The organism is Streptomyces nidicola, assembly GCF_050106155.1.
In the GTDB taxonomy this organism is placed as follows: domain Bacteria; phylum Actinomycetota; class Actinomycetes; order Streptomycetales; family Streptomycetaceae; genus Streptomyces.
The window spans coordinates 6864720-6890882 of sequence record NZ_JBNBPI010000001.1 but is presented as its reverse complement, the minus strand read 5'-3'; the positions used below and the strand labels follow the sequence as shown (position 1 = coordinate 6890882).

Here is a 26163-nt window from a genome sequence, read left to right as displayed (position 1 = left end):
ACGCTCGGCACTGGCACCCGTACGAACCCGTGAGCGAAGAGAGCACCACCGTGACGCATCCGTTTCTCGACCTGGCCCCGTTGAGCGCCGAGCATTTCGCCTCCATCGAGGACCGTGTGGCCCGGCTGATGGACACCTCGCAGAACGTCGTGATCATGCAGGGTGAGGCGCTGCTTCCGCTGGAGGGCGCGATCCGTGCCGCCGCGGGGCCCGGCACGGTGGCGCTGAACGTGATCACCGGTCCGTACGGGCAGACCTTCGGCGACTGGCTGCGCGACTGCGGCGCCACGGTGCACGACCTGGCGGTGCCCTTCCACACGGCCGTCACCGCCGAGCAGGTCGGGCAGGCGCTCGCCGAGCACCCGGAGATCGACTTCGTCTCCCTGGTGCACGCGGAGGCCGCGACAGGCAACACGAACCCGGTCGCCGAGATCGGTGAAGTGGTGCGGGCGCACGGTGCGTTGTTCTACCTGGACGCCGTCGCGTCGATCGCCGCGGAGCCGGTGCTTCCGGACGCGTGGGGCGTGGACCTGTGCGTGATCGGCGCGCAGAAGGCGATGGGCGGTCCTGCCGGCGTCTCGGCCGTGTCGGTGAGCGCGCGGGCCTGGGAGCGGATGGCCGCCAATCCGAACGCGCCGCGCCACTCCTACCTCTCGCTTCTCGACTGGAAGCAGCGCTGGGTGGACGGCGGGCGCAAGGCGCTGCTGCACGCGCCGGCGCAGCTGGAGATGCTCGCCCTGGAGGCGTGCGTGGAGCGCATCGAGGGCGAGGGCCTGGACGCCCTGATGGCGCGGCACGCCTCCGCCGCGGCCGCCACCCGCGCCGGAACGCTCGCGCTGGGCGGTGGACTTGAGCCATACGTTCACGAAGCCCGGGACGCCGCCCCTGTCGCCACTACACTGCGCGCGCCGGCCGGTACGGACGCCCGCGAGCTGGTGGCGAAGGCGCTGGCAGTGGACCCGGTCCTGCCGCTGGTCGCCGGGGGCGGCGCGCTCGCCCAGGAGATGATCCGGGTCAATCACTACGGTCCGCAGGCGACCCGTGGCGTCGTGCAGTCCTCGCTCGCCGCGCTCGGCGGGGCGCTCGCGGAGGCCGGGTTCGAGGTCGATCTGGAAGGGGCGCGAAAGGCAGTCGCGGCCGCCTGGGAATAAGCACCCCGGCGCACGAACCGGCGCACTCACCTCTAGGCGTCGCCCTTTTCGGGGCGGCGCCTTTGTTTTTATCCAGGAATTGTTCAGACAGAATTGTCCCGCGTTTTATCAGAGCCATCCGGCGAGGCTTCCTGTTCTGCTTCTGCCCGCTTTCCCGCAGGGTAAACACCTAGATTTCATCAACGGGAACCGACGTAATTCGGACGCGTCTCGTAGCGATTACGACGCTGTGACGTACTCCACACGAATTTAGATACGACCATTTTGTCCCCATCAAACCGGGACATACCGCCGCGATCTCGTGCGCGCGCTCACCTGCGCGCGATAACACAGAAGCCCTCGTTACGTAACCCCTTCTGCGGGTGCAATCCCGAAAATTGCTCGGTAAATTCAATTTGCATGACCGCCGCACAAGCGCAATTCCTGGAAGTCGCCGAAGTGGCCCCGGTCCCCGACGGACTGAAGATCGACCACCCCGAGGTGGCCGACGGAGCCGCGATCTGGCGTATCGCCCGCGACTCGAAGGTGCTCGACCTCAACTCCTCCTACAGCTACCTGCTGTGGTGTCGCGACTTCGCCGCCACGTCGGTGATCGCCCGCGACGAGAAGGGCGAGGTGGCCGGTTTCATCACCGGTTACGTACGTCCCGACCGACCCGACATCCTCGTGGTGTGGCAGGTCGCCGTGGACGCTGCGCAGCGTGGGCGCGGCCTGGCGGCCGCACTGCTCGACGGGCTGGCCGCACGGGTCGCGGCGGCGCGTCCGGTCACCACCCTCGAGACCACCATCACGCCCGACAACGCCGCGTCCCAGGCCCTGTTCACCTCGTTCGCCCGCCGGCACCGCGTCGGCGTGGCCCGCACGGTGCTGTTCGACGCGGGCCTGTTCCCGGACGACGGGCACCTGCCCGAGGAGCTGTACCGCATAGGCCCGCTGGCCTGAGCGCGCCCTCGACCCCACTCATCCCGAACCCCCCTCAACTTCCCTCCCTAGAGGAGCTTTCGCTGTGACCATCACCCAGCCGGACCTGAGCGTCTTCGAGACCCTTGAGTCGGAGGTGCGCAGCTACTGCCGCAGCTGGCCCACCGTCTTCGACCGGGCCCAGGGCAGCCGTATGTACGACGAGGACGGCCACGAGTACCTCGACTTCTTCGCCGGTGCCGGATCGCTCAACTACGGCCACAACAACCCGGTCCTGAAACGCGCCCTGATCGACTACCTGGAGCGCGACAGCGTCGTGCACGGGCTCGACATGTCGACCACGGCGAAGCGCAACTTCCTGGAGTCCTTCCAGAACATCATCCTGCGCCCGCGCGACCTGCCCTACAAGGTCATGTTCCCGGGCCCGACGGGCACCAACGCCGTCGAGTCCGCGCTGAAGCTGGCGCGCAAGGTCAAGGGCCGCGAGTCGATCGTGTCCTTCACCAACGCCTTCCACGGCATGTCGCTCGGCTCGCTCGCGGTGACCGGCAACGCGTTCAAGCGCGCGGGCGCCGGCATCCCGCTGGTGCACGGCACGCCGATGCCGTTCGACAACTACCTCGACGGCCAGACGCCGGACTTCATCTGGTTCGAGCGCCTTCTGGAGGACTCCGGCTCCGGCCTGAACACCCCGGCCGCCGTGATCGTCGAGACGGTCCAGGGCGAGGGCGGCATCAATGTCGCCCGTGCCGAGTGGCTGCGCAAACTGGCGGATGTCTGCGAACGTTGGGACATGCTCCTGATCGTCGACGACATTCAGATGGGCTGCGGCCGCACCGGTGCCTTCTTCTCCTTCGAGGAGGCGGGCATCACGCCGGACATCGTGACCGTTTCGAAGTCCATCAGTGGGTACGGGATGCCCATGTCCCTGTGCATGTTCAAGCCGGAGCTCGACGTCTGGGAGCCGGGCGAGCACAACGGCACGTTCCGCGGCAACAACCCCGCGTTCGTGACGGCCGCCGCGGCCCTGGAGACGTACTGGACCGACGGCGCGGCCATGGAGAAGCAGACCCTGGAGCGCGGCGAGCAGATCGACGAGGTGCTCGGCGCCCTGCGCACGGAGTACCACGACGAGATCGTCGAGTACCGCGGCCGCGGCATGGTCTGGGGCATCGAGTTCCGCGACAAGGACCGGGCCAACAAGGTCGCCAAGCGGGCCTTCGAGCTGGGCCTGCTCATCGAGACCTCCGGCCCCGAGAGCGAGGTCGTCAAGCTGCTTCCGGCACTGACGATCACGCCGGAGGAGCTGGACGAGGGTCTGCGCACGCTCACGCGAGCCGTGCGCGAGACCGTCTGACACGCACCACCAAGTTTACGAGGAAAGGCAGCAACTCACCGTGATTGTCCGTTCGTTCAAGGAGATAGAGAACACCGACCGGCACGTGAAGTCGGCGACCGGCACCTGGGAGAGCAAGCGCATCGTGCTTGCCAAGGAGAAGGTCGGCTTCTCTCTGCACGAGACGATCCTCTACGCGGGCACCGAGACCGACATGTGGTACGCCAACCACATCGAGGCCGTGCTGTGCGTGGAGGGCGAGGCCGAGCTCACCAACCGGGAGACCGGTGAGACGCATTGGATCGAACCGGGGACGATGTACCTCCTGGACGGTCATGAGAAGCACACCCTGCGCCCGAAGACCGACTTCCGCTGCGTCTGCGTGTTCAACCCTCCGGTGACCGGACGGGAGGACCACGACGAGAACGGCGTCTACCCGCTGCTGACAGAGGACGAGGAGGCCTGATCCCGATGACGACCGCACCCGACATCACGGACCTGTACCCGACGCGAGGCGCCTCCGAGGTGGCCACGCCGCGTGTCGACCCGGTCGTCTGGTCGGCGGAGGGAGCGCGAGGGCCGATTCGCCAGTCGGACCTCGCCTCCTTCGAGCGGGACGGCTTCCTCGCCATCGACGAGCTGATCGGCCCGGACGAGATCGGCACCTACCAGGCCGAGTTGAACCGTCTGGTGACCGATCCGACGATGCGCGCCGACGAGCGTTCCATCGTCGAGAAGCAGTCGCAGGAGATCCGCTCGGTCTTCGAGATCCACAAGATCAGCGAGGTCTTCGCCAACCTGGTGCGTGACGAGCGCATCGTGGGGCGGGCCCGTCAGATCCTGGGCTCGGACGTCTACGTCCACCAGTCGCGGATCAACGTCAAGCCCGGTTTCGGGGCGCGGGGCTTCTACTGGCACTCGGACTTCGAGACCTGGCACGCCGAGGACGGCCTGCCGAACATGCGGACGGTGTCCGTCTCCATCGCGCTGACGGAGAACTACGACACCAACGGCGGGCTCATGATCATGCCCGGCTCGCACAAGACGTTCCTCGGCTGCGCGGGTGAGACGCCGAAGGACAACTACAAGAAGTCGCTGCAGATGCAGGACGCGGGCCTGCCCTCGGACGAGGCCCTGAGCAAGTTCGCCGACGCACACGGCATCCAGCTGTTCACCGGCAAGCCCGGCTCGGCGACCTGGTTCGACTGCAACGCCATGCACGGCTCCGGTGACAACATCACCCCGTACCCGCGCTCGAACGTGTTCATCGTGTTCAACAGCGTGGAGAACAAGGCGGTGGAGCCGTTCGCGGCGCCGGTAAGGCGTCCGGAGTTCATCGGTGCGCGGGACTTCACTCCGGTGAAGTGATCCTCGTAGGCGCACGAGTTGGGGCGGGACCGCCGGACGGCCCCGCCCCAACTGCTGTTACGGGGATCAACGGGCCTAACGGGCCGGGTAGTCCGTGTAGCCCTTCTCCGTGCCGCCGAAGAAGGTCGCCGGGTCCGGGGCGTTGTACGGACCCTCACTCCTGAGACGGGCCGGCAGGTCGGGGTTGGCGAGGAAGAGGGCGCCGAAGCTGAGGATGTCGGCGACTCCCTCCTCGACCAGACCGAGGGCCCGGTGGTCGGTGGGGCCGTCGGTGTGCGCGTTGAGCACGAAGGGGCCGCTGAACCGCTTGCGCAGATCGACGGTCACGTCACGGCTCTGCTCGCCGACCTCCAGTACGTGCAGGTAGGCGAGGCCCAGCGGTTCCAGGGCGTCGACGAGCGCGGTGTAGGTCTCGACCGTGTCGTGGTCGCCCATCGAGTTGTACGGGTTGCCGGGCGACAGGCGGATGGCGGTGCGCTCGGCGCCGATGGCGTCGGCGACGGCCCTGACCGCCTCGACGGCGAACCGGATGCGGTTGTCGACGCTGCCGCCCCACTCGTCGGTGCGCAGGTTCGTGCCGGGCGACAGGAACTGGTGGATCAAGTAGCCATTGGCGCCGTGCAGTTCGACGCCGTCGAAGCCTGCCGCGACGGCGCCGCGGGCGGCCTCGGCGAAGTCGGCGACGGTCGCGCGGACCTCGTCCGGGGTCAGTTCGCGCGGGGTGGTGAAGTCCTGGAAGCCCTCGTTCGTGAAGGCCTGGCCCTCCGGGGCGACGGCGGACGGGGCGACCGGCGCGCCGCCGTCCGGCTGGAGCGACGGGTGGCCGATCCGGCCGGAGTGCATCACCTGGGCGAAGATCTTGCCGCCCCCGTCGTGCACGGCGTCGGTGACCGGGCGCCAGGAGGCGACCTGCTCCGCCGTGTGCAGACCCGGCGTCCAGGCATAGCCCTGCCCCACGGCCGAGGGCTGGATCCCCTCCGTGATGATGAGCCCCGCGGAGGCGCGCTGCGCGTAGTACTCGGCGGTCAGGGCGGTGGCGGTGCCGCCCTCGCCGGCCCGGCTGCGGGTCATGGGGGCCATGGCTATGCGGTTGGCGAGGCGGGTGCCGGGGAGGTCGATGGGGTCGAAAGCGGTGGTCATGGCTACTCCGTTCAACGGGATGCGACACAGGTCGACAAGCGGACGACACGAGGCGACACGAAGGCGACACAAGGCCGCAATAAAACATTGGTCGACCAAGCAATCGAACCGACTTCACTGTAGCTCATTAGTTGGCCGGCCAAGGTAATGTTGTGGACAAGCCGAGAGGAGCCCCCATGTCCCCCACCGCCGACGACCCTGCCTGTTCCGGCCGGATCCCGGTCGCCGCCCGCAGCGGCCCCGTCAGCCTGGCCCTCTCCCGCGTCGCCCGGCTGCACCGGATCGCCGCGGGGCAGCGGCTGCGCGGGCTCGGCCTCTATCCGGGGCAGGAGTTCGTGATGATGCACCTGTGGGACAAGGGGCCCGTGCGTCAGTCGGAGCTGATCAAGACGCTCGACCTGGATCCGTCCACGGTCACGAAGATGCTGCAGCGCCTGGAGCAGTCCGGGCACGTGCGCCGCACCCCCGACCCAGGCGACCGCCGCGCGTCCCTCGTCGAGGCGACGGACCGCAGCTGCGGGCTCCTGGAGGACGTGGCCGGGGTGTGGGGGGCACTGGAGGAGCAGACCCTGGCGGGGCTCTCCGAGCGGGACCGGGCGGAGTTCGCGCGGCTACTGGGCGTGGTCGAGGGCAATCTGTGCGCGGAGGCCGGGGCGGAGGAGTGCCCGTAGGGGCACCTCGGGGGGGGCGATGGGAGCCCGGTTTGTCACAGCCAGGCCAGTCGGGCCGCCCGGTTCAGGAGGGTGCGGGCCGCCGTCGGGTCGCCGGTGCCCGGCGGGAGGGCATCGGGGGCGGTGCGGCCGCCGATGAGGAGGCAGAAGTCGACCGGATCCAGGGCGAGTTCGGCCCGCACCGGTTCGTCCTCGGAGCCGAGGATCCACTCCGTGGTGCGGCTCGCGTCCGTGACGGTGAGGGCGACGGGCGTGGCCTTCGGGCCGAGCGCCTGGCCGAGGATCCGCACGGCCAGCCGGACCAGCTGCCACAGATGACCTGCGGGCGGCGGGGGCACGGGGCGGTCCAGGGCGCGGCCGATGTCGTAGCCGTGGATCCACGTCTCGAAGGCGCGGACCAGATAGTGCTCGGCGACGGGCAGCCGCGCCCCCATCAACGTAGCGGCCTGCGCGGCGAGTTCGGGATCGCGGGCGGCCGGGGCGGCGAGCAGCTCGGCGGCCCGGGCGTGCCAGACGGCGACGGTGGCGTGCGGTTCACGCGCGCGCTCGTGGGCGATGACCGTTCGGGTGCGGGCCTCCCACACCGTGCGCCAGTCGCCGTCGCCCACCGCGTCGGCGGGCGGTTCATGGGCCGGCAGCCCCAGATGGACGGCGAGCGGCTCGTCGGCGGCGATGAGGTGCGCGACCGTGTCACGCACCGTCCAGCCGTGAACCACCTCCGTGGACCAGGCGTCGTCCGCCTCGGCGAGCAGCGCCTGGAGGGCGGCGACGGTGGCCGCGTAGGGCTGGGCGTGCGGGGCGGCGGTGGGGACGGCGCGGGGTGCGGGCGGGCGGCGGGCCAGGGCCGCCGCGAGCGGTCCGTTGTCGGTGCGGAGCGGCGGGTGCCCTGCCGTGTCGCCCTGCGGCGCTCCGGCGGCCCCGTGCCCGTTCGCCCCGATTCCGGCCCCGTCCTCGTTCCCGTTCCCGTTCGTTCCGTGTCCGTTCGGGCCGTTCAGGGACCGTACGGTCGCCCGCAGCCGTTCGGCCTCGGCCGCGCACTCCTCGCAGTCCGCCAAGTGGGCGGGGACGGCGCGCTGTTCGTCGGACGGGAGGGCCTGCAGGGCCCAGGCGCCCAGGAGTTCGCTCACTGTCGCGTGGTCGCGCGCGTCCGTGGCCATCAGGCACCCCTTTCATGGGCCTCGTAGCCCGGCTCCGCCGGGTCCGCCAGGGTTTCGGCCAGGCGGTGCAGAGCCGTGCGCAGGCGGGTCTTGGCGGTCCCTTCCGGGATGCCGAGTTCCACCGCCGCCTGACGGTACGTCCGGCCCGCGAAGTACGCCAGATGTACCACTTGCCGCTGATGCAACGGGAGTTGGGCCAGGGCCGAATGCAGGAGCAGTGAGCGCTCACGGTCGACGACCCGCTCGTCGGGCCCCGGGTCGGGGGCCGGGATGGCGTGCAGCGCCGCGTCGTCCGCGGTGTGGGCCTTGCGGTGCCGGGCCTCGCTGCGCACCCAGTCGACCGCGCGGCGGTGCGCCAGCATGCTCAGCCAGGTACGGAGCGAGCCGCGCCGCGGGTCGAAGGCGTAGGGCCGCGCCCACAGATGCGCGAAGACCTCCTGCGCCACGTCGTCCGCCGCCCCCGCCGAGCGGGTCACCCGCACGGCGACGCCACGGACGAGCCCGCTGTACACGTCGTACGCCTCGGAGAGCGCGGCCTCGTCCCCGTAGACGAGACGTCGGTGCAGTTCGGCGTCGTCCGCGACCCGGTCCTTGGGGTCGTACGCACCCGTACGGGCCACCGGCACCACCACCTCCAGGTCCCGTCCGCGGACGGGAGTCCGGCGGCAGGGCCTAGTGCCTTCCTAGCGTCCTGGAGAGGCGGGCGCCAGGGTCCGGCCGGACTTCACGAGGAGCTCGCGTCGCTTCACGAGGAGAGCGCGTCGAGGAGGCGGTCGACGTCGGCGGGCGTGTTGTAGAGGTGGAAGGAGGCCCGCAGGTTCCCTGCCCTGTTGGAGAGTTCGATACCGGCACGCTGCAAGTCGGGCTGTTTCACGCCGAGTTCGGGCACCGAGACGATCGGGGATCCGGGTGAGCGCACCGGTTCGTGCCCGAGCCGCGCGAGGCCCGCGCGGAACCGGTCCGCGAGCGCCAGGTCGTGGGCGTGGATCGCCTCGGGGCCCAACTCCTCGATCAGGGCGAGGGATCGACGGGCTCCGGTGTACGCGACGAGGCTCTGGGTCTCGTCGAACCGGCGGGCCGAGCGGGCGGGTTCGGTGACGGGCCCGTAGCAGCTGTCCCAGGGGTTCTCCCCCGAGACCCAGCCGCCGAAGACCGGCGTGAGCGCGTCGAAGCCCTCGGCGTCCCGCGGCCCGACGAAGAAGACGGCGCCGCGCGGGCAGGTCAGCCATTTGAAGCCGACGGAGGCCAGATAGTCGGCGTCGGCCGCCTGCGCGGCGACCGGGTACCAGCCGGCCGCCTGTGAGACGTCGACGTAGAGCCGGGCGCCGTGCGTACGGGTGGCGGCGCGCAGCGCGGGCACGTCGGCGACCCTGCCGTCGGCCGACTGGGCCGCGCTCACCGCGACGAGCGCGGTGCCGGAACGTACCGCGTCGGGCAGCGCGTCGAGCGGCACGGCACGGACCTTGAGGTCGCCGCGTACGTGGAACGGGTTGACGGTGGAGCTGAAGTCGCCCTCCGCCGTGAGGACTTCGGCCCCCGCGGGCAGGGACGCGGCGATGAGCCCGCTGTAGACGGCGACGGACCCGCCGGTCGCGACCCGGCCCACGGGGACGCCGACGATCCGCGCGAAGGCCGCACGGGCCTCCTCGACGTCGGCGAAGAGCGAGTCGGGGGAACGGCCCTCGGTCATGTCGGTGATCGCGGCCCGCATCGCGTCCCCGGCCCGCGCCGGGAGCAGACCGGAACTCGCGGTGTTCAGGTAGGTGGTGGCGGGGGTGTACTGCGCGCGGACGAGCTCCACGTCGAGGACTTGGGCCTCGACCTGGGCCTGGTGCTCACCGGAAGTCTCCATGGCACCCACTGTGCCCCGCCGCCAACTACCCGTCTATTGCGAATATTTACGGAGTACGTCCAAGCAACGCTTATCAGCGCAGGTCAGGCGCTCGGGACCGCGCAGCCGTCGGGGCCGCAGGCGTCGCCGCCGGCCGCGCTGTCGATGACGGTGAGCGGGGAGCGGTCGGCCCACGCCTGGGTCAGCGCCTGCGTGAACACCTCGGCGGGCTGGGCGCCGGAGACGCCGAACTTGCGGTCGAGCACGAAGAACGGCACACCGTTCGCGCCGAGCTCGGCGGCCTCGCGCTCGTCGGCGCGCACCGCGTCCGCGTACGCGTCGGGGTCGGCGAGCAGCGCCCGGACCTCGCCCTCGTCGAGACCGGCCTCGACGGCGAGCCGTACGACGGTCTCCTCGTCGCCGAAGACGGAGGACTCCTCGGCGAAGTTCCCCCGGTACAGGGCGTCGATCATCGCGTCCTGTACGCCCTTGTCCTTGGCGAGGTGGAGCAGCCGGTGCAGGTCGAAGCTGTTGCCGAAGTCGCGGCCCTCGGTGAGGTACGGCAGGCCGAGGGCGCCGGCCTGCTTCCCGAGCCCCTGCTCGTTGGCGGCGGCCTGGGCCTCGCTGATGCCGTACTTCTTGGCGATGTACGGGACCACGAGGCCGGTCTCCCCCGGCTTGGCGTTCGGGTCGAGCTCGAAGGACCGGTGCACGACCTCTACGTCGTCCTTGTGCGCGAACCCGTCGAGCGCCTCCTCGAAGCGGGCCTTGCCGATGTAGCAGAACGGGCAGTTGATGTCGGTCCAGATCTCGACGCGCATGGAGGTTCTCTCGGTCTCTCGTTCCGGGGTACGGAAGCGTGTGCGGGGGGGGGCGGTGCGGGTGTGCGGGTGTGCGGGTGTGCGGGTTACGGCTGCGCAGGAGTATGCCTCTGCGTTCCGCTACAACCGGATGGGGCCTCCGCTCATTCCCTGCCGAGGGTGAGGCGCATCCGGCGGTGTGTGCTCCCGCTGCTCTCCGGCCCCTCGTCTGCCCAGCCGTGCCGGGCGTAGAAGGACTGGGCGCGGGTGTTGTCCCCGTGCACGATGAGGTGGACCTCGGTGACGTCGTCGACCCGCCACTGCTCGACGCAGGCGGCGTGCAGCTCCGTGCCGATGCCGCGGCTCCAGTGGTCGGGGTCGACCTGGAACTGGTACAGCACGGCCGTGTCGGCCGGGGCCTCGTCGGGCCGCCGGAAGGAGGCGAGCCCGACGACGACGCCGTCCCTGACACAGACGAGTACGTGCCCGTGCGGGCGGGCTATGGCCACGGACCACCGCTCGACCCACGCGTTCGGATCCCCGTCGTCCGGGAATCCCTCCTGGTAGTACGTGGCACGGGCTCTGCGGTGCAGGGTGGCGAGAACGGGGGCGTCGGCGGGTACGGCGGTACGGATCATGCTCCGAAGGACGCGGGCCGATGGCCTCGGGGTTTCATCGGGGTGGGGGTGGGGGTGGGCGGCGTGATTTGTGCGGGTGGGTGGGACGGGGGGGTGTCCGGCCCCGGGGGGGGGTATCGCCGGAGGGCACGGCCGCGGTCGGCGAGCAGTACCGACCGGCAGGCGCCCCCACGGCAGCGTGCGAGCCGTCCCGGCCGGGAGCGCCCCAACGTCCCAGGGCGGCCGATTTCCGGGGACGGAACCGACTGGGCACCGGGACCGGGCACCGGCGGTAAGCGGTAGCAGCCGGCAGACGCCTCACGGCACCGCGCGAGCCGTCCCGGTCGTGCGCTCCGTCCGTCCTCCGCACCGTTCCTCGCCCATCTCCCACCCACCCGCCCCCTCCGGGGGCTTCGGTCGGAGTGCGTGGGCCCGGCGGCCCCGGCCGCAGGCCGAGGACGCGGCGACCTGCCCGTCACCACACCACAGCCACACGCGGCGGGGGCCGCCGACTACGAGGAGCGGACACCCCGCCGGGGGGGCCGAATCCCCTGAGCCAGGGAGGAGACCAGGCCGATCTACAGCCCCAAGGGGTGACCGGGCGAAGTGGGTAATTCGGTGAAGCTGTCGCTCACGGCCGCGTAGGCCCCGGATCGTGCCGTTACGTGAGTCCGCGAGTGCTCTCGTTGCCCGTGGCGTCCGGCCTCGCGAGGGCGTGGCCGTCGGCCACATCGAGCAGGCAGCCACAGCAGCCAACGGCCCGGACCAACTGGGCCCGCCCCCACCCGCCTCAGCCCACATCCAGGGCAACCCCGCGGGGCCGAAGCCTCTGGAGGGGCAGGTGGATGGGAGGTGAGCGAGGAACGGGAACCGGGTCGAGCCGAGCCGCACGCCACGCGAGGCTGAGAGGCCGATACCCGGTCGGGGTGGGCAGTCGCCCCAGGGGGCCGGCCGGACTGTCGCCCATCTGGAATGGAGTCCGCACCAGCCTCCCGGCCCGGCCCTCGTCGGGCCGACCCCATTCGGACCGTGCCCACCCGGACCGAAGCCCCCGGAGAGGGCGGGAGGGTGGGAGATGAGTGAGGCACGGGAACCAGGCCGAGCCAAACAACAGGCCACGCGAGGCTGAGAAGCGGATGCCCGGTTGAGGCCAGCAGCCGTCTCCGGGCGCCCCGGCAGCGTCGGCCTTCTGAAACGGGGGCCGAACCAGACTCCGGCCCGCCCCACCTGCCCCACCCGGACCGAAGCCCCCGGAGAGGGCGGGTGGATGGGAGGTGAGCGAGGAACAGGCACCGGGCCGAGCCGCAGGCCACACGAGACCGCGAGGCGGATGACCACCCCGAGGTGGGCAGTCGCCCCGGAATGGTCGGCCAGGGGTGAGCAGTCGCCCCGGAGCGGTCGGCCGGGGCCGTCGTCCATCTGGAACGGCGTCCGTGCCAGCCCCCGGCCCGTACCACCCGGGCCCACGGGGGGCCCGGGAGCCCGGGGGGCCCGGGAGCCCGGAGGCCTTGGAGCCCCGAGGCCCCGAGGGCCCTCGGGCCGGACGTATCCGGGCCGAACCCCTCCGGACCCAAGCCCCCGGAGGGGGCGGGAGGGTGGGAGATGGGCGAGGCACGGGGCCTGGGGCTGGGCCGCGGTGCGGGTTGAGCGGGACACAGTCGTTGGCTGCCACAAGCGGGTAGCCGCACCAAGCCGGGGGCATCAGCCACCCCACCGGCCAGCCGGGCGAGACCACCGGCCTCGACCACCCCACCCGGTAGCCGACCGAGGCCGACGGCATCAGCCGCCCCCCACCGCGCAGGCCGCCGCGCCCGCTCCCGTCAGGAGCCGTCCCGCAGGCCCTTCGGCCACGTAGGCCTGTACTCGATGTGGTCGTACGTGACCACGCAGCCCTCCCCCACCGGGGACTGCGCCAGGAAGCCGACCAGGGCCGCCGACGCGGACTTTTCGTCGCCGAGGGAGAAGATGCGGATGAACGTCCACGTCGAACCGTCGGTCGAGGCGTGGAAGGCGAAGGCCGAGCCGGTGCGGCTGACGCGGAGCCAGACGGAGGACCCCGGCACCACGAACGCGTTCGCGTCGTCGGAGTGGCCGCGGGTCACGACCGTACAGATCGTGGGCTCGTCCGGGGACCGCTCGAAGCAGAGCTTCGCCCACTCCCGGTCGCCCACATGAACGTAGAGCACCCCCGCGTCGAAGGCCGCCGCGAAGCCGACCGTGACGCGGGCGATCAGCTGGAAGTCCCCGTCGGGAGCCCCGAGGAGGCGCGGCGCGTCCGACGCCGGTTCCAGCGAGGACCCCGTCGGCGGCACGAAGCGGTCCTGGCGGGGCCCCGCCCACCCGGTGAGCACCCCGTCCTCGTACGACCAGTGGCCGTCGGGTCCGTACGTGCGCAACGGGTAGGGCAGGGGCGGTATTTCGAGATCCATGCCGCCAGTCTCGCAGGGGCCCGGGGGCCTCGTCCGGTCAGAGCTCCAGGCGGCCGTTGAAGCGGCGCGGCAGCCCCAGCGGGTTGTCGTCGCGCAGCTCCTGCGGCAGCAGCGCCTCCGGCGTCGTCTGGTACGAGACCGGGCGCAGCCAGCGCTCGATCGCGGTGCCGCCCACCGACGTGGACGTCGACGTCGTCGCCGGGTACGGGCCGCCGTGGTGCTGCGCGGGCGCGACCGCGACACCGGTCGGCCAGCCGTTGACGAGGACGCGGCCCGCGATGGGCGTCAGCTCGGCGAGGATCTCCGCGCCGCGGCCCTCACCGGCGGCCTCGGACGAGGACAGCTGGACCGTCGCCGTGAGGTTGCCGGGGAGCCGGTTCAGGACCGCCGTGATCTCGTCGGCCGTCTCGTAGCGGGCGACGACCGTGACCGGGCCGAAGCACTCCTCCAGGAGGAGGTCGTGCGCGCCGCCCTCGGTCGCGAGCCGGGTGGCCGGAACCGTGAGGAAGCCGGGCGCCACCGTGTGCTCGCTGCCGGCGCCGGGGGTCACCGGGGCTTCCACGTCCGGGAGTTCGGCGCGCTCGGCGACACCGGCGATGAAGTTGTCGCGCATGCGGTGGTCGAGCAGCACGCCGGAGGCGGTGTCGCTGACGGCGGCCGTGAGGGACTTGACGAGCGTGTCGCCCGCCTCGCCCTTCGGCGCGAAGACGAGACCCGGCTTCACGCAGAACTGGCCGACGCCCAGCGTCATCGAACCGGCGAGCCCTGTGCCGATCTGGTCGGCGCGCTCGGCGGCCGCGGCCTCGGTGATCACGACCGGGTTCAGCGAGCCCAGCTCACCGTGGAACGGGATCGGCACCGGCCGCGAGGAAGCGGCGTCGAAGAGCGCGCGACCGCCGCGTACGGAGCCGGTGAAGCCGGCCGCGGACACCAGCGGGTGCTTGACCAGCTCGACGCCCGCGTCGAAGCCGTGCACGAGGCCGAGCACGCCCTCCGGGATGCCGTGCTCGGCGGCGGCCCTGCGGATGGTGGCGGCGACCAGCTCGGAGGTGGCCGGGTGGTCGGGGTGCGCCTTGACGACGACCGGGCAGCCGGCCGCGAGCGCGCTCGACGTGTCGCCGCCGGGCACGGAGAAGGCGAACGGGAAGTTCGAGGCCGCGTAGACGGCGACGACGCCCAGCGGGATCTTGTAGCGGCGCAGGTCCGGGATGGGCGGCGTCGCCGTGTCGTCCGGGTGGTCGATGACGACGCCGAGGAAGGCGCCCTCGTCGACGATGTCCGCGAACTTCCTCAACTGGAAGCAGCTGCGGGCGAGTTCGCCGGTGAGCCGGACCGGGCCGAGCGCGGTCTCCGCGTCCGCCGCCTCGACGAGGTGATCCTTGGCCTCTTCCAGGCGGTCGGCCGCGGTGCGCAGGAACGCGGCACGGACGGTGCGGTCGGCGAGGGCGGAGCGGGCGGCCTGCGCGGCGCGCACCGCCTCGTCCACTTCCTGCGCCGTGGCCTCGTCCGCGACCTGCTCCCGCTGCTTCCCGGTTCGGGGGTCGACACTCCAGACTGGTGTTGCTGCCACGGCACATTCCTCCAGCTTTTCTCGCCGCGCACCAGGGTGAGCAACGAGGATCGTTCGATATACTGAACGCTGTCTCTGATGATGAACTACTCACCGAGACTATTTCTCGTCGAACGAAGGGGTCAAGGGCGATGTCGGCAGACGAGACGGGGGCCGCGGCAGGCGGCGGGCAGGTCAAGTCCGCGGTGCGGACCGTGGAATTGCTCGAATACTTCGCGGGCCGACCCGGGATGCACTCCCTGGCCGCGGTCCAGGAGGCCGTCGGGTACCCGAAGTCCAGCCTCTACATGCTGCTGCGCACACTCGTGGACCTGGGCTGGGTGGAGACGGACGCGACCGGTACGCGGTACGGCATCGGCGTCCGCGCCCTCCTCGTCGGCACCTCGTACATCGACGGGGACGAGGTCGTGGCGTCGGCCCGCCCCACCCTCGACCGGCTCTCCGACGACACGACGGAGACCATCCACCTGGCCCGGCTCGACGGTACGAACGTCGTCTACCTCGCCACCCGCCAGTCGCAGCACTACCTGCGCCCCTTCACCCGGGTCGGCCGCCGGCTGCCCGCGCACTCCACGTCGCTCGGCAAGGCGCTGCTCGCCACCCACACCGACGAGCAGGTCCGCAAGCTGCTCCCGGAGACGCTCCCGGCGCTGACCGAGCACACGATCACCGACCGGGAGAAGCTCATCGAGGAGCTGCACCAGATCCGGGAGCAGGGCTTCGCGGTCGACCGCGAGGAGAACACGCTGGGCCTGCGCTGCTTCGGCGTGGCGATCCCGTACCGCACCCCGGCCCGGGACGCGATCTCCTGCTCGGTCCCGGTGGCGCGGCTCACGCCCGCCCACGAGCAGATGGTCAAGGACGCGCTGTTCGACGCCCGCGACCGGCTGACCCTCGCGACACGGAGGCTCTGATGGATCTGGCCCTGCGCCCCGTCCTCCCCGGTGACCTGCCGGCCTTCTTCCGTCAGCACAACGACCCCGAGTCGATGCACGCGGCCGCGTTCGTCTCGCCGAGGTCGGCGCAGTGGGACCTGTTCGAAGCGCACTGGCACCAGATCTGCGAGAAGTACGTCGTACGGACCGTGCTGCTCGACGGCGCCGTGGTCGGCAGCGCGTCCGTCTACGGCGACCCCGGCGAGCTGGAGGTCACGTACTGGATCGACCGCGCGCACTGGGGCCGCGGCGTGGCGACGGCGGCGCTGCGGGCGCTGCTCGCGGAGGTCACCGAGCGTCCCCTGCACGCCCGTGCCGCCGCCGACAACAAGGGCTCGATCCGCGTCCTGGAGAAGTGCGGGTTCGTCGTCACCGGACACGACCGGGGCTTCGCTCACGCGCGGGGCGAGGAGATCGAAGAGGTCGTACTGCGGCTCGGCTGACCCGGCCGGCCGCCTCGTGCCGCACATGACCGGCCCGGCCGGCCGGTACCCGCCCCACATGAACGTACGGTGAGAAAACGCACGGTCAGGAACGAATCGCGCCCGCCCGCTCGTCTTTCGTACGCAATGAACAAGACGATCAGGCGCGCCTCCGTCTTCACGCTGCTCCTCGTGTTCGCCCTGCTGGTCAGGGCGACCTGGGTGCAGTTCTACGACGGCCAGGCCCTCGCCAACAGCGACGACAACCGACGGAAGACGATCTCGCAGTACGCGAATCCGCTCGGCGACATCATCGTGGGCGGAAAGGCGGTGACCGGCTCGACGAAGACGGGCGACTCCAGCGACCTGAAGTACAAGCGGACCTACACGGACGGTTCGCTGTACTCGGCGGTGACCGGCTACACCTCGCAGGTGTACGGGGCCACCCAGCTCGAGGGGATCTACCAGAGCGTGCTCGACGGCACCGACACGCAGCTGAAGAACCCGCTGGACACCCTCACCGGCAAGAGCAGCGACCCCGGTGACGTGATCACGACGATCGATCCGGGTGTGCAGAAGGCCGCGTACAGCGCGCTCGGCGACAAGAAGGGCGCCGCCGTCGCCATCGACCCGGACTCCGGCAAGATCCTCGGCATGGTGTCGACGCCGTCCTTCGACCCGTCGAAGATCAGCGGCTCCGGTTCCTCGGACGCCGCGGCGTGGAAGAAGCTCGCGAAGGACAAGGAATCGCCGACCACGAACCGGGCGCTGAAGCAGGCGCTGCCGCCCGGTTCGACGTTCAAGCTGGTGGTCGCCGCGGCGGCGCTCGAGGACGGCCTGGTCTCGTCGATCGACCAGAAGACGGACACGCCGAACCCGTACAAGCTGCCGGGTACGAGCACGTACCTGAAGAACGAGACCACCTCGATGCCCTGCGAGGACGCCTCGGTCCGCACGGCGCTTCAGTACTCCTGCAACACCGTCTTCGGAAAGCTCGCCGCCGAACTGGGCCAGGACAAGGTCAGGGCGATGGCCGAGAAGTTCGGCTTCAACGACGAGAAGAAGGACGTCCCGGTGCGGGCCGCCAAGAGCAACTACCCGTCGAAGATGGACGACGCGCAGACGGCCCTGTCCGGCATCGGCCAGTTCGACGTGACGGCCACGCCGCTGCAGATCGCGATGGTCTCCGCGACCATCGCCAACGGCGGCGAGCAGGCGTCCCCGCACATGGTGTCGCAGGTGACGGACGCCGACGGCGACGCGGTCAAGTCCTTCGAGGACGGCGACGACACCCGCGTGATCAGCGAGTCGACCGCCTCGCAGCTGCAGTCCGCGATGCAGACCGTGGTCTCCAAGGGCACCGCCACGGTCGCGCAGATGGACGGCGCGACGGTCGGCGGCAAGACCGGTACGGCGCAGCACGGCGAGAACAACAGCGAGACCCCGTACGCCTGGTTCACGTCCTACGCGAAGGACGACTCGACCGGCAAGCAGGTCGCCGTGGCGGTGCTCGTCGAGCAGTCGGACGCGGCCCGCTCCGAGGTCAGCGGCAGCGGCCTCGCGGGTCCTGTCGCCAAGGCGATGATGCAGGCGGCACTCAAGAACTGACGCCGGCTGACGCTTCCTCAACCACAGTTCCACCGAAGGGTGTCCGGTATCACGGACACCCTTCGGTGCGTCGTACACAACGCTGGTACGCTCACGCCTCCCCCATCGGGCCGCCACTGTGAGGGAGGGATCGCGTGAGCACGGTTGTGGACACCCGGGACGATTCCGCTTCCGCCGAGTTTCATGCCTTCTTCGAACGGCACCACCGTGAACTCGCCCGCCTCGCCCACCTGTTGACGGGAGAGGCGGACGCCGCGGACGACCTCGCCGCGGACGCCCTGCTCGCGCTCTGGCACCGCTGGGACCGGGTGCGGGACGCCGAGCACCCGGTCGCGTACGCGCGCGGCGTCGTCGCCAATCTCGCGCGCACCCGGATCCGCAGCGCGGTGCGCGAGCGGCGGCGCGTGGCCCTCTTCTGGTCCGGCCGCCAGGACCGCACCGAGGGGCCGGACGTGCCGGCGGTCGTCGACGTGCAGGGCGCGCTGCGCGAACTCCCGTTCCGCAAACGGGCCTGCGTGGTGCTCCGGCACGCCTTCGACCTGTCGGAGAAGGACACCGCGCTCACGCTCGGCGTGTCGGTCGGTACGGTGAAGAGCCAGACCTCGAAGGGCATGGCCGAGCTGGAACGACGGCTGGGACACGGCGAACCGAACGGCCGGACGCCCGGGCGCGTACGCTCGGTCGGCGCCGCACTCGACGCCACGGAAGGAGGGCGCGGATGAGCGAGGAGCACCTTCGGCAGCAGCTGCGCGAGGCCGCCGACGCGCACCGCCCCGACCGTGCGCGGATGCTCGCCCGCGTCGAGCGCGGCATGCACGAGCGACCCGCCGCGGACGAGCCCGAGCGGCGGCCCGCGGTGGGCTGGGTGCGGATCGCCGGGATCACCGCGGGGGTCGTCGGGGCGCTCGCCGTGGGCGGCTTCGCGGTCGGCTCCGCGCTGCGCCCCGATCCTGCGCCGCGCCAGCAGCAGGTCGCCGTGTCACCGACACAGACGCCGCCGCAGGCCGGAAACCCGCTGTGGGCGGACGGTTCGGTGGACCCCGGCTCCAACGCCTACTGGGCCCAGTCCAACGTCACGTTCAAGACAAACAGCCAACTGACCGGTCTCACGGTCGAGTTGCGGGTGGCGCAGACCGGGAAGGTCAACAGCACGGGCCACTGGCGCTCCCTGCCCGCCGACGACTTCACGGAGTCCGTCACCGAGCGGGACGGGTTCCTCGTCTACCGGTGGGTGCTGAGGCCGGGCCGTTCCGTGCCGGTGGGTGAGCACGTGTTCGCCGGGCAGTACAACCACGCCGAGGGCGGGCGGGACGCGGGCGCGGACGACTACGTCGTGACCGGGCGGACGCGGGACGGTCAACGGGTCTCCGTGGACGGCGACTTCGCTGAGAAGTGAAGTCGCGGCAACCCTTCCGCGGTCGGTGACCACTGAAGGGCATGAACAACACAACACGACACTCACATCGCCGCCGCACCACCCGTCGCAGAGCGCTGCTCGGCGGGCTCGGTGCGCTCACACTGACCGGGGGCGCTCTCATGGCGAGCGGCATGCTCGGCACGGCGGGGGCCGCGGCCGCCTGGCCGTCGCCCACCGGCACCAAGGCCGTCAGCAGCTCGATCTCCGTCTCGGGCACGTACGACGGCGGGCTCAAGCGTTTCTACGGCTCCGGGGACCTCGGCGGCGACGGGCAGGAGGAGGGCCAGGACCCGATCTTCAACCTGAAGGACGGCGCCACCCTCAAGAACGTGATCATCGGCTCGCCGGCCGCCGACGGCGTGCACTGCGCTGGCAGTTGCACGCTGCAGAACGTGTGGTGGGAGGACGTCGGCGAGGACGCGGCCACCTTCAAGGGCAAGTCGACCGGATCCGTCTACACGGTGTCCGGAGGCGGCGCGAAGAAGGCCGACGACAAGGTGTTCCAGTTCAACGGCGCCGGCAAGCTCGTCGTCACCAAGTTCCAGGTCTCCGACTTCGGCAAGCTGGTCCGCTCCTGCGGCAACTGCTCGACGCAGTACAAGAACCGCAGCATCACCATCAACGACGTCGACGTGACGGCGCCGGGCAAGTCGCTCGTCGGCATCAACTCGAACTACGGCGACACGGCGGCCCTGCGCAATGTGCGCATCCACGGCGACAGCAGCAAGAAGATCAAGCCGTGCATCCGGTACGAGGGCAACAACACCGGTGCCGAACCCAAGGAACTGGGCAGCGGCCCCGACGGCACGTACTGCCGGTACACGGCCTCCGACCTGACGTACGACTGAGCCAAGAAGCCCGGTGGGACGCGGCCGCCCACGGCCGCGTCCCACCGCACCATCGGCGTCAGTCCACGTAGTACGTCGGGTTCGGGAGCTTGTACGTCCTGTCCGCGTAGCCGCCCTCGAGGTCCGAGTACTGGTCGCCGAAGTTGCCGACGATGTCGTAGCCACGGGACTCGATGTGCTTGCGCGTCCCCGACTTGTACTGCACCGTCGTGCAGTTCCAGGCGGCGGCCGTGGCGCAGTCGGCCAGGTACGCGGGCGGGTCGGCCTTGTCCTTGAGGAAGACGTGGTCCGCGTCGAGGTTGACGTCGATGCCGGCCTTCTTCAGGTTCTCCACGGCGGCGGAGCGCTGCGTCTCACCGAGCCCCGAGTTGTAGAAGACCTCGACACCCTTGGACTCGGCGTACCGGATGAGCGCGGGCGTGCCGAAGACGGCGGGGCGGTCCGCCTTGCCCACGTACTCCTTCCAACTGGCGTCGTTGTAGACGTAGTTGGTCTTCTTCTCGTAGTCGAGGCTGAGCAGCAGCGTGTCGTCGATGTCGAAGACGATCGCGGGCTTGTCGCCCTTGCCGTGGTGCTTCTTCGCCGCCGCGGCGATCTGGCGCTTCGCGCCCTTCTCGATGCGGGCGAGGTCCTGGGCGTACGGGCTGTCTGGCGAGGCCTGCCAGACGCCGTCGGCGTCCTGCTTCGCGCCGTAGTAGGAGTCGATCTCCTTGGTGAGCAGGCCGATGTTGTGCGGTTCCGCGGTGGCCTTGTCGTTCGCGGAGCTCGCTCCGCCCGCGTCGGCGGAGCCGGCGGTGACGACGCCGGCGAGTACGAGGGAAGCGACCGTCGCTGTGGCGGCGGCGAGATGGCGCTTACGCATCGATGACGTGTTCCAATTCTGGCCGTGACGGCTGTGGAAGCCGTCGGGGTCGGGGGGACTCCGTGCAGGTGAATGCATGTCTACGCGCATCACATCAGCCCCGCGACCGGCTTTACCCGATCGATACCCGACTCGACACCCGACGCCGATATGGCCGCACCATTGCTCCTGCATGGCGCCTTGTTGACCGTGCCTTGAAGGGGCCCCTTCTAGGGTCTAGGCAAGCGCTTCGACCCACAGAATGCAGGCCCCACCGTGACCGTGACCCCGACGAGTCTTCTCCCCCTCGCCGCCGGCGAGCGCGCCACATCGCCGGTCCTCCTCGGCTTCTTCGCCGTGGGCGGCGTCATCGCCATGACAGCCGGACTGAGCTGGGCTTTCGACGTCCGCGGCCTGGGCCCGGTGGGCTACCTCCGGGTCCTGGGCGCCGCATTGACCCTCGCGGGCCTGGTGCTGCTGTTGGTCACCTACGCCTTGTGGCACCTCGGCTGACCGACGTCTACAGCACGTCGTCGAGCCAGCCGAAGACCGCGTCCTGCATCGGCTCCACGAAGACGTGCCCGAGCCCCTGCCAGGTCTCCGTCCGCAGCCGGTCGTCCGCGCGCCGGGAGCGCCACACCGCGCGCATCCTGGCGTACGCCGCCTCGACGCCCTCGGCGGTGAAGAGCGTGTCGTCCGCGCCGTCGAGGAAGTACATCGGCCGGGGCGCCGCGATGCTCGCGACATCGGGGATGTCGAGATGTCGGGCGAGTCCCGGATGGAGCATGTAGTACGAGGACTGGCCACGCAGCGTGTTGTTGCCGGGCACCATCATTTCCTTGAGCCCGGTCATCCAGCACACGCTGACGGCGGCCGCGACGGCGTCGCTGAGCGCGGCCGTCTGCCAGGCGCGGTAGCCGCCCATGGAGAAGCCGACGGCGGCCACGCGGCGCCGGTTGACGCGGTCGAGCCCGGCGAGGAAGGCGGCGGCGCGGGCGTCCTCGCGGGCCACGAGCCCGGCGAGCGACGAGCCCAGGTTGTAGAAATTGCTCGCCAGGGCCTGCTGCTCTTCGTACGTGACGGGTCCGCGGTCGCCCCAGCCGTACGCGTCGAGGCAGAGCACCACGTAGCCGCGGCGCGCCAGTTCGTCGCCGACGAAGCGGCCGGTGAAGTACTTCTCGGCCCAGGACCGCGCGGAGACGAGGCGGGTGTCGTCGTACCAGGGGCGGACGAACTTCTCCTTGCCGATGTCGAACCTGGCGCCGTGGTCGTGCAGGAGCAGCACGGCCGGGTGGGGTCCGGGGCCGTCGGGGGTGAGCAGGGCGCCGCGCACCCGTTCGTAGCGGGTGAGGGAGACATCGACCAACTGGCGGGTGAATCCGTCGTCTTGGGAGGCCTCGCCGAAGTGCGGCGCGTACGGGACGTCGTCCTGCCGGTCGACGAGGAGCAGTTCCTCGACCTTGGCGCGGGCGGCCCGCCGCCATGTTCCGAAGTCCCGGACCGGTGAATTCCCCCACGCCAAGGGGAAGTCGAGCTCGCGCTTGAGCAGCGGGTGGAAGTCGGGAAGGTTGCCGCCGACGAGTTCGGCGGCGCCCGCCTCGCCCGCTCCGGCGGTGGTGGCGAGCGCCGCCGCGGCGGCACCGGTCACGAACCGGCGCCGCCCCATCGGAACGTCACGCATACGGCCTCCAGTCACCGAGGTAGGTCTTCCGGGTGTGCGACGCGGCCTCCGCCGCGCTCAGCTGCGGCCGGTTCTCGGGAGCCGAAATCGCTGCCCCGGGACCGGAGTTGGCGTACTCCGCGAACCGCTGGTTCTGCCAGGGGTAGCTGTCCGACATGTTCGTGTAGGGCGCCGCCGCGTCGATGCCGCGGCCGAGCCGGGATTCGCGGACGACGAGGGCGGGCCTGGCCGTCGTGTCGGAGCTGGGCACCCAGGGGCGTGCCAGCTTGTAGTACGCGGCCGGGGCGGTGGAGTCGATCCGTGCGCGGTTCACCAGGAAGCCGCGCGGGTTGGCGCCCGCCGTGGACGGCGCGAACACGAAGCCGTACGGCGCCGATGCCAGGTCGGTGCGGTCGAGCGTGCGGAAGTGGCAGCGCTCGAAGACCGCCGTGCCGCGCCCGAAGACGAAGTCGACGTCGCCCTCGGCGTAGCAGTCGCTGAAGTACTGGCGGGCGAAGGTGGTGAGCGCGGTCGAGTCGGCGTACAGGGTGTCCTGGTGGCCGAGGAACCGGCATGTGAAGAATGCCGAGCGGTCGCCCATGACCTTGACCGCGACGGCCTGCGTCCCGGTGATCTCCGGGTGGTCCGCGCGCAGCCAGTCGTTGGCGAAGGTGAGGTGGTGCGCGGTGAAGCCGTCGGGGCGCAGGGTGACGGTGGCGCTGCCGGTGGTGCCGTAGGTGCCGGAGCCGTCGGGCTTCGGGGTGCCGGCGGCGTTGTCGTACACGATGACCGTGTCGCGGGGGTCGCCGGTGGCGCCGATCCAGGTCGTGCCGGTGGCCGTGGCCGGGACGGTGACCGTTTCCCGGTAGGCGCCGGGGGCGATGACGAGGGTGTGGCCGGGGTCCGTCGCGGCGGAGGCGGCGGCTTGGACGGTGCGGTGGTCGCCGGCGCCGTCGGGGTGTACGTAGAGGGTGGTCGGGGTGAGGCGGGCCCTCGGGGAGCCGTAGCGGCCGAAGGGGTTTCGGTGGGTCGGGCCGGCGTGGGCCGGGGCGGCGGTGGCGCTCAGGGCGAGCGCCGCGCCGGCGATGAAGCTTCTTCTGCCGAGGCGGGTGGGCATGGTGCGGCTCCTGGGAGGGGGTGGGCGGCGATTGAGGCACACGTCTCGGGGCTCCGCCCCGGACCCCGCGCCTCAATCGCCGGCGGGGCTCAATTCGCCGGACCGGCGTCCCGTGCCACGACGCGCGGCACCGACTTCACCGGGTCGACGTCGCGTCGCAGGGTCGGCTTCCAGCCCGCGTTCTCGCGGATCGGGGTGGCCGCGTTGGCGGCGTTGTACGCGGCGATCAGGTCGACCGTTCTCCCGTTGACCTGGTTGCCGGTCGCCGTCACCGGATAGTCGTTCCAGCGGTGCAGGACGGCGTCCGCCCCGGCCCCCTTCGGCAGCGTGAACGCGTTCTTCTCCGCGTAGAGCTGCGACTCGAAGCCGATGCCGAACGAGTAGGAGTAATCGGCGTTGCCCACATACGAGTTGTTGTAGACGTCGACCTGGCCGAACCTCACGCGCGGGGCCCGCTCGACGAGGTTCTTGAAGAGGTTGTGGTGCAGCGTCACGCGCAGCTTGCCGCGGTCCGTGGCGGCCGCGCCGTCGCTGTTGCCGATCATCAGCGTCTTGTCGTGGTCCGCGAAGACGTTCCAGGAGGCGGTCACATAGTCGGCGCCCTTGACGATGTCGAGCTCGCCGTCGTGCTGCTGGTAGATGCGGCCGTAGTAACTGGGCAGCGTGGAGTCCGGGTGGTCGCCGTCGGTGAACTCGTTGTGGTCCAGCCAGACGTGCGTGGAGTTGTAGACGACGGCCGCGTCGTACTCGGAGTTCCAGTTGCCGGTGTCGCCGTCCGTCGGGTCCCACTGCGGGAAGCAGTCGAGCGGGGACTCCAGGGTGAGGCCGCGCACGATGACGTTGTCGACGCCGTTGATCTGGAGGCTGCCGCCGACGATGCCCGGGTTCTTGCCGACGCCGATGATCGTGGTGTTGGCGGGGACATTCGCCTTGATGGCCTTGGCCTGGGCGGCGGCGGACGCGGCGCGCAGGTCCTCCTGCTCGCCGGTCACCTCCTTGTCATAGCCCCAGGTCGCCGGGTCGTAATCGGCGAGGTACTGGTCGAGGTCGTAGCCGTCGGCGGCGAAGTCGGCGCAGGTCGCGCCGTCCGCGTCGAGGGTGCCCCTGACCTTGATGATCTTCGGCGCGGTGCCGCCCGCGGCGAAGGCGGCCTTCAGTCCGGCCCAGGTGGTGACGGTGTAGACGTGTGCGGCGTCGGCGGTGGCGCCGCCCGTGGTGCCGGTGGTGGCCGAGCCCCAGCCGTCGCCCTTCGCGAGGGTCTGCCGGGCGGGGTCGTGCCCGTGTGCGTGGGGCTCGGCGGCGCCCGCGGAGGCGACCGTGCCGGTCATGGCGAGGACCACGGCGGTGCAGCCGGCGACACCGGCTGCGACGAACGCGTATGTCTTGCTGGATCTCATCTACGGCTCCTGGCGCACTCGTTGAGGGAAGTCAGGCGGGGGTGGTCCCGGCGAGCCAGGACAGGCGCGAGGGCCACGCCGGGTCCAGCTCGTCGATCTCGTCTCCGGTACGGCGCACGTCGCGATGGGCGAGCACCTTGCGGTCGAGCAGCTCGGTGGCGACCAGGCGGGCCACCGCGATCGCGCCCGGCGGGTTGAAGTGCGTGTTGTCCTGCTCGGTCGCGGTCCAGTTGAAGTACGTCTTCGTGTCCTCGACGCCGAGCTTTCGCCACAGCGCGAGGGACAGCGCCTGGATGTCGAGCAGCGCGACGCCCTCCCGTTCGCCGAGGGCGCGCATCGCCGCCGGGTAGTCGCCGTGGGTGGGCAGGGAGTTGCCGCTCGCGTCGAACTTTCTGCGCTCGACGGCGGTGGCGAGCACCGGGCGGGCGCCCTTGGCCCGCGCCCCGTCGACGTACAGCTTCAGACAGTCCTGGTACGTCGACCAGGGCTCGGTGTAGCGGGTGGGGTCCGCGCTCTTCTCGTCGTTGTGCGCGAACTGGATCAGGAGGAGGTCGCCGGGGCGGATCGCGGCGACGATCGTGTCCAGGCGGCCCTCGTCGACGAAGCTCTTCGAACTGCGGCCGTTGACCGCGTGGTTGGCGACCCGGGCGCGGTCGGAGAGGAAGAACGGGAGGGCCATGCCCCAGCCGGTCTCGGGCTTGGCGTCGAGGTACTTCTGGGCTGCGGTGGAGTCACCGGCGATGAAGAGGGTCCGCCGGTCGTGCCGGGCGGTGGCCGCCGGCGCGGGAGACGCGAGGGCCGCCGCGAGCGGCAGGGCCGCGAGGGCGGCCAGCGTGGTTCTTCGGGTGGTCGACACGTCGATGTGCCGTCCTTTCCGGGGCATGGGTGATGGAGCCGGCGGCGGGAGCCGCGGGGCACGAAGCGTCC

25 protein-coding genes and 1 pseudogene are annotated in these 26163 nt (G+C 70.9%); 13 read left to right on the top strand and 13 right to left on the bottom strand.

Translation table 11 applies throughout. From position 1 onward, the window contains the following. Nucleotides 1–50: 50 nt before the first annotated feature. From ACOKM3_RS31095 to thpD, 5 genes are all read left to right on the top strand, one after another. Nucleotides 51–1151: a pyridoxal-phosphate-dependent aminotransferase family protein gene (locus ACOKM3_RS31095; RefSeq protein WP_327655066.1), complete on the top strand. Its 1101-nt coding sequence runs from the start codon at nt 51–53 to the stop codon at nt 1149–1151. A 399-nt stretch (nt 1152–1550) separates the two neighbouring features. Further along, nucleotides 1551–2093, top strand: a complete 543-nt coding sequence (gene ectA, locus ACOKM3_RS31090; RefSeq protein WP_266721032.1) for a diaminobutyrate acetyltransferase — start codon at nt 1551–1553, stop codon at nt 2091–2093. A 64-nt stretch (nt 2094–2157) separates the two neighbouring features. After that, a complete protein-coding gene (gene ectB, locus ACOKM3_RS31085; RefSeq protein ID WP_426904364.1) occupies nt 2158–3429 on the top strand; it encodes a diaminobutyrate--2-oxoglutarate transaminase in 1272 nt (423 codons plus the stop codon). A gap of 40 nt (nt 3430–3469) precedes the next feature. After that, nucleotides 3470–3874, top strand: a complete 405-nt coding sequence (locus ACOKM3_RS31080; protein WP_426904363.1) for an ectoine synthase — start codon at nt 3470–3472, stop codon at nt 3872–3874. A 5-nt stretch (nt 3875–3879) separates the two neighbouring features. After that, a complete protein-coding gene (gene thpD, locus ACOKM3_RS31075) occupies nt 3880–4776 on the top strand; it encodes an ectoine hydroxylase (protein ID WP_426904361.1) in 897 nt (298 codons plus the stop codon). Nucleotides 4777–4851: 75 nt separating this feature from the next. On the opposite strand, the gene ACOKM3_RS31070 is transcribed toward thpD, so the two are convergent. After that, on the bottom strand, nt 4852–5916 hold the full coding sequence (locus ACOKM3_RS31070; protein ID WP_426904359.1) for an alkene reductase: 1065 nt from the start codon (nt 5914–5916) through the stop codon (nt 4852–4854). 176 nt (nt 5917–6092) lie between these two features. Between ACOKM3_RS31070 and ACOKM3_RS31065 the strand changes: the two genes are divergently transcribed. After that, complete coding sequence (locus ACOKM3_RS31065; protein ID WP_426904357.1) at nt 6093–6587, top strand: MarR family winged helix-turn-helix transcriptional regulator; 495 nt, start codon at nt 6093–6095, stop codon at nt 6585–6587. 35 nt (nt 6588–6622) lie between these two features. On the opposite strand, the gene ACOKM3_RS31060 is transcribed toward ACOKM3_RS31065, so the two are convergent. The 7 genes from ACOKM3_RS31060 to ACOKM3_RS31030 form a co-directional block, all read right to left on the bottom strand. Next, nucleotides 6623–7744 (bottom strand): maleylpyruvate isomerase family mycothiol-dependent enzyme, encoded by a 1122-nt coding sequence (locus ACOKM3_RS31060; protein WP_426904356.1) that lies wholly within the window; start codon nt 7742–7744, stop codon nt 6623–6625. Beyond that, nucleotides 7744–8376, bottom strand: coding sequence for a sigma-70 family RNA polymerase sigma factor (locus ACOKM3_RS31055; RefSeq protein ID WP_426904354.1), 633 nt, complete (start codon nt 8374–8376; stop codon nt 7744–7746). Before ACOKM3_RS31055 ends, ACOKM3_RS31060 begins: the two co-directional genes overlap by 1 nt. Before the next feature lie 113 nt (nt 8377–8489). Further along, nucleotides 8490–9596, bottom strand: coding sequence for an aminotransferase class V-fold PLP-dependent enzyme (locus ACOKM3_RS31050; protein WP_426904352.1), 1107 nt, complete (start codon nt 9594–9596; stop codon nt 8490–8492). A gap of 83 nt (nt 9597–9679) precedes the next feature. Further along, the gene (locus ACOKM3_RS31045) at nt 9680–10396 is read right to left on the bottom strand and encodes a DsbA family oxidoreductase (protein ID WP_426904350.1); all 717 of its coding nucleotides are present in this window, start codon (nt 10394–10396) and stop codon (nt 9680–9682) included. Between the two features lie 143 nt (nt 10397–10539). Beyond that, nucleotides 10540–11013: a GNAT family N-acetyltransferase gene (locus ACOKM3_RS31040; protein ID WP_426904348.1), complete on the bottom strand. Its 474-nt coding sequence runs from the start codon at nt 11011–11013 to the stop codon at nt 10540–10542. A gap of 1799 nt (nt 11014–12812) precedes the next feature. After that, entirely contained in the window at nt 12813–13421 is a 609-nt protein-coding gene (locus ACOKM3_RS31035) for a DUF1349 domain-containing protein (RefSeq protein ID WP_426904347.1), read from the bottom strand. 37 nt (nt 13422–13458) lie between these two features. Continuing rightward, the gene (locus ACOKM3_RS31030; RefSeq protein ID WP_426904345.1) at nt 13459–14991 is read right to left on the bottom strand and encodes an aldehyde dehydrogenase (NADP(+)); all 1533 of its coding nucleotides are present in this window, start codon (nt 14989–14991) and stop codon (nt 13459–13461) included. 131 nt (nt 14992–15122) lie between these two features. Between ACOKM3_RS31030 and ACOKM3_RS31025 the strand changes: the two genes are divergently transcribed. From ACOKM3_RS31025 to ACOKM3_RS31000, 6 genes and pseudogenes are all read left to right on the top strand, one after another. After that, nucleotides 15123–15905, top strand: a complete 783-nt coding sequence (locus tag ACOKM3_RS31025; RefSeq protein ID WP_426904343.1) for an IclR family transcriptional regulator — start codon at nt 15123–15125, stop codon at nt 15903–15905. Then, complete coding sequence (locus ACOKM3_RS31020) at nt 15905–16369, top strand: GNAT family N-acetyltransferase (RefSeq protein ID WP_426904341.1); 465 nt, start codon at nt 15905–15907, stop codon at nt 16367–16369. The genes ACOKM3_RS31025 and ACOKM3_RS31020 overlap by 1 nt, the downstream gene beginning before the upstream one ends. Before the next feature lie 126 nt (nt 16370–16495). Next, nucleotides 16496–17926 (top strand): annotated as a pseudogene (locus tag ACOKM3_RS31015) (peptidoglycan D,D-transpeptidase FtsI family protein); the annotation flags it as partial. A gap of 164 nt (nt 17927–18090) precedes the next feature. Beyond that, a complete protein-coding gene (locus ACOKM3_RS31010) occupies nt 18091–18678 on the top strand; it encodes a SigE family RNA polymerase sigma factor (protein ID WP_426904340.1) in 588 nt (195 codons plus the stop codon). Continuing rightward, on the top strand, nt 18675–19352 hold the full coding sequence (locus ACOKM3_RS31005) for a hypothetical protein (RefSeq protein ID WP_426904338.1): 678 nt from the start codon (nt 18675–18677) through the stop codon (nt 19350–19352). Before ACOKM3_RS31010 ends, ACOKM3_RS31005 begins: the two co-directional genes overlap by 4 nt. Nucleotides 19353–19393: 41 nt before the next feature. Continuing rightward, nucleotides 19394–20221, top strand: a complete 828-nt coding sequence (locus ACOKM3_RS31000) for a pectate lyase (RefSeq protein ID WP_426904336.1) — start codon at nt 19394–19396, stop codon at nt 20219–20221. A gap of 58 nt (nt 20222–20279) precedes the next feature. On the opposite strand, the gene ACOKM3_RS30995 is transcribed toward ACOKM3_RS31000, so the two are convergent. After that, nucleotides 20280–21083: an HAD family acid phosphatase gene (locus tag ACOKM3_RS30995; protein ID WP_426904335.1), complete on the bottom strand. Its 804-nt coding sequence runs from the start codon at nt 21081–21083 to the stop codon at nt 20280–20282. 255 nt (nt 21084–21338) lie between these two features. On the opposite strand from ACOKM3_RS30995, the gene ACOKM3_RS30990 reads away from it, so the two are divergent. Further along, nucleotides 21339–21575 carry a hypothetical protein gene (locus tag ACOKM3_RS30990; protein WP_426904333.1) on the top strand — a complete coding sequence of 79 codons (237 nt, stop codon included), beginning with the start codon at nt 21339–21341 and terminating at the stop codon, nt 21573–21575. 7 nt (nt 21576–21582) lie between these two features. On the opposite strand, the gene ACOKM3_RS30985 is transcribed toward ACOKM3_RS30990, so the two are convergent. The 4 genes from ACOKM3_RS30985 to ACOKM3_RS30970 all read right to left on the bottom strand — a co-directional run bounded on the left by ACOKM3_RS30985 (nt 21583) and on the right by ACOKM3_RS30970 (nt 26092). Next, complete coding sequence (locus ACOKM3_RS30985) at nt 21583–22743, bottom strand: dienelactone hydrolase family protein (RefSeq protein WP_426904332.1); 1161 nt, start codon at nt 22741–22743, stop codon at nt 21583–21585. Continuing rightward, nucleotides 22736–23839 carry a pectinesterase family protein gene (locus ACOKM3_RS30980; RefSeq protein ID WP_426904330.1) on the bottom strand — a complete coding sequence of 368 codons (1104 nt, stop codon included), beginning with the start codon at nt 23837–23839 and terminating at the stop codon, nt 22736–22738. Before ACOKM3_RS30980 ends, ACOKM3_RS30985 begins: the two co-directional genes overlap by 8 nt. Nucleotides 23840–23928: 89 nt before the next feature. After that, nucleotides 23929–25236: a pectate lyase family protein gene (locus ACOKM3_RS30975; protein ID WP_426904328.1), complete on the bottom strand. Its 1308-nt coding sequence runs from the start codon at nt 25234–25236 to the stop codon at nt 23929–23931. Nucleotides 25237–25267: 31 nt separating this feature from the next. After that, the gene (locus tag ACOKM3_RS30970; protein ID WP_426904327.1) at nt 25268–26092 is read right to left on the bottom strand and encodes a rhamnogalacturonan acetylesterase; all 825 of its coding nucleotides are present in this window, start codon (nt 26090–26092) and stop codon (nt 25268–25270) included. Nucleotides 26093–26163: the final 71 nt, after the last annotated feature.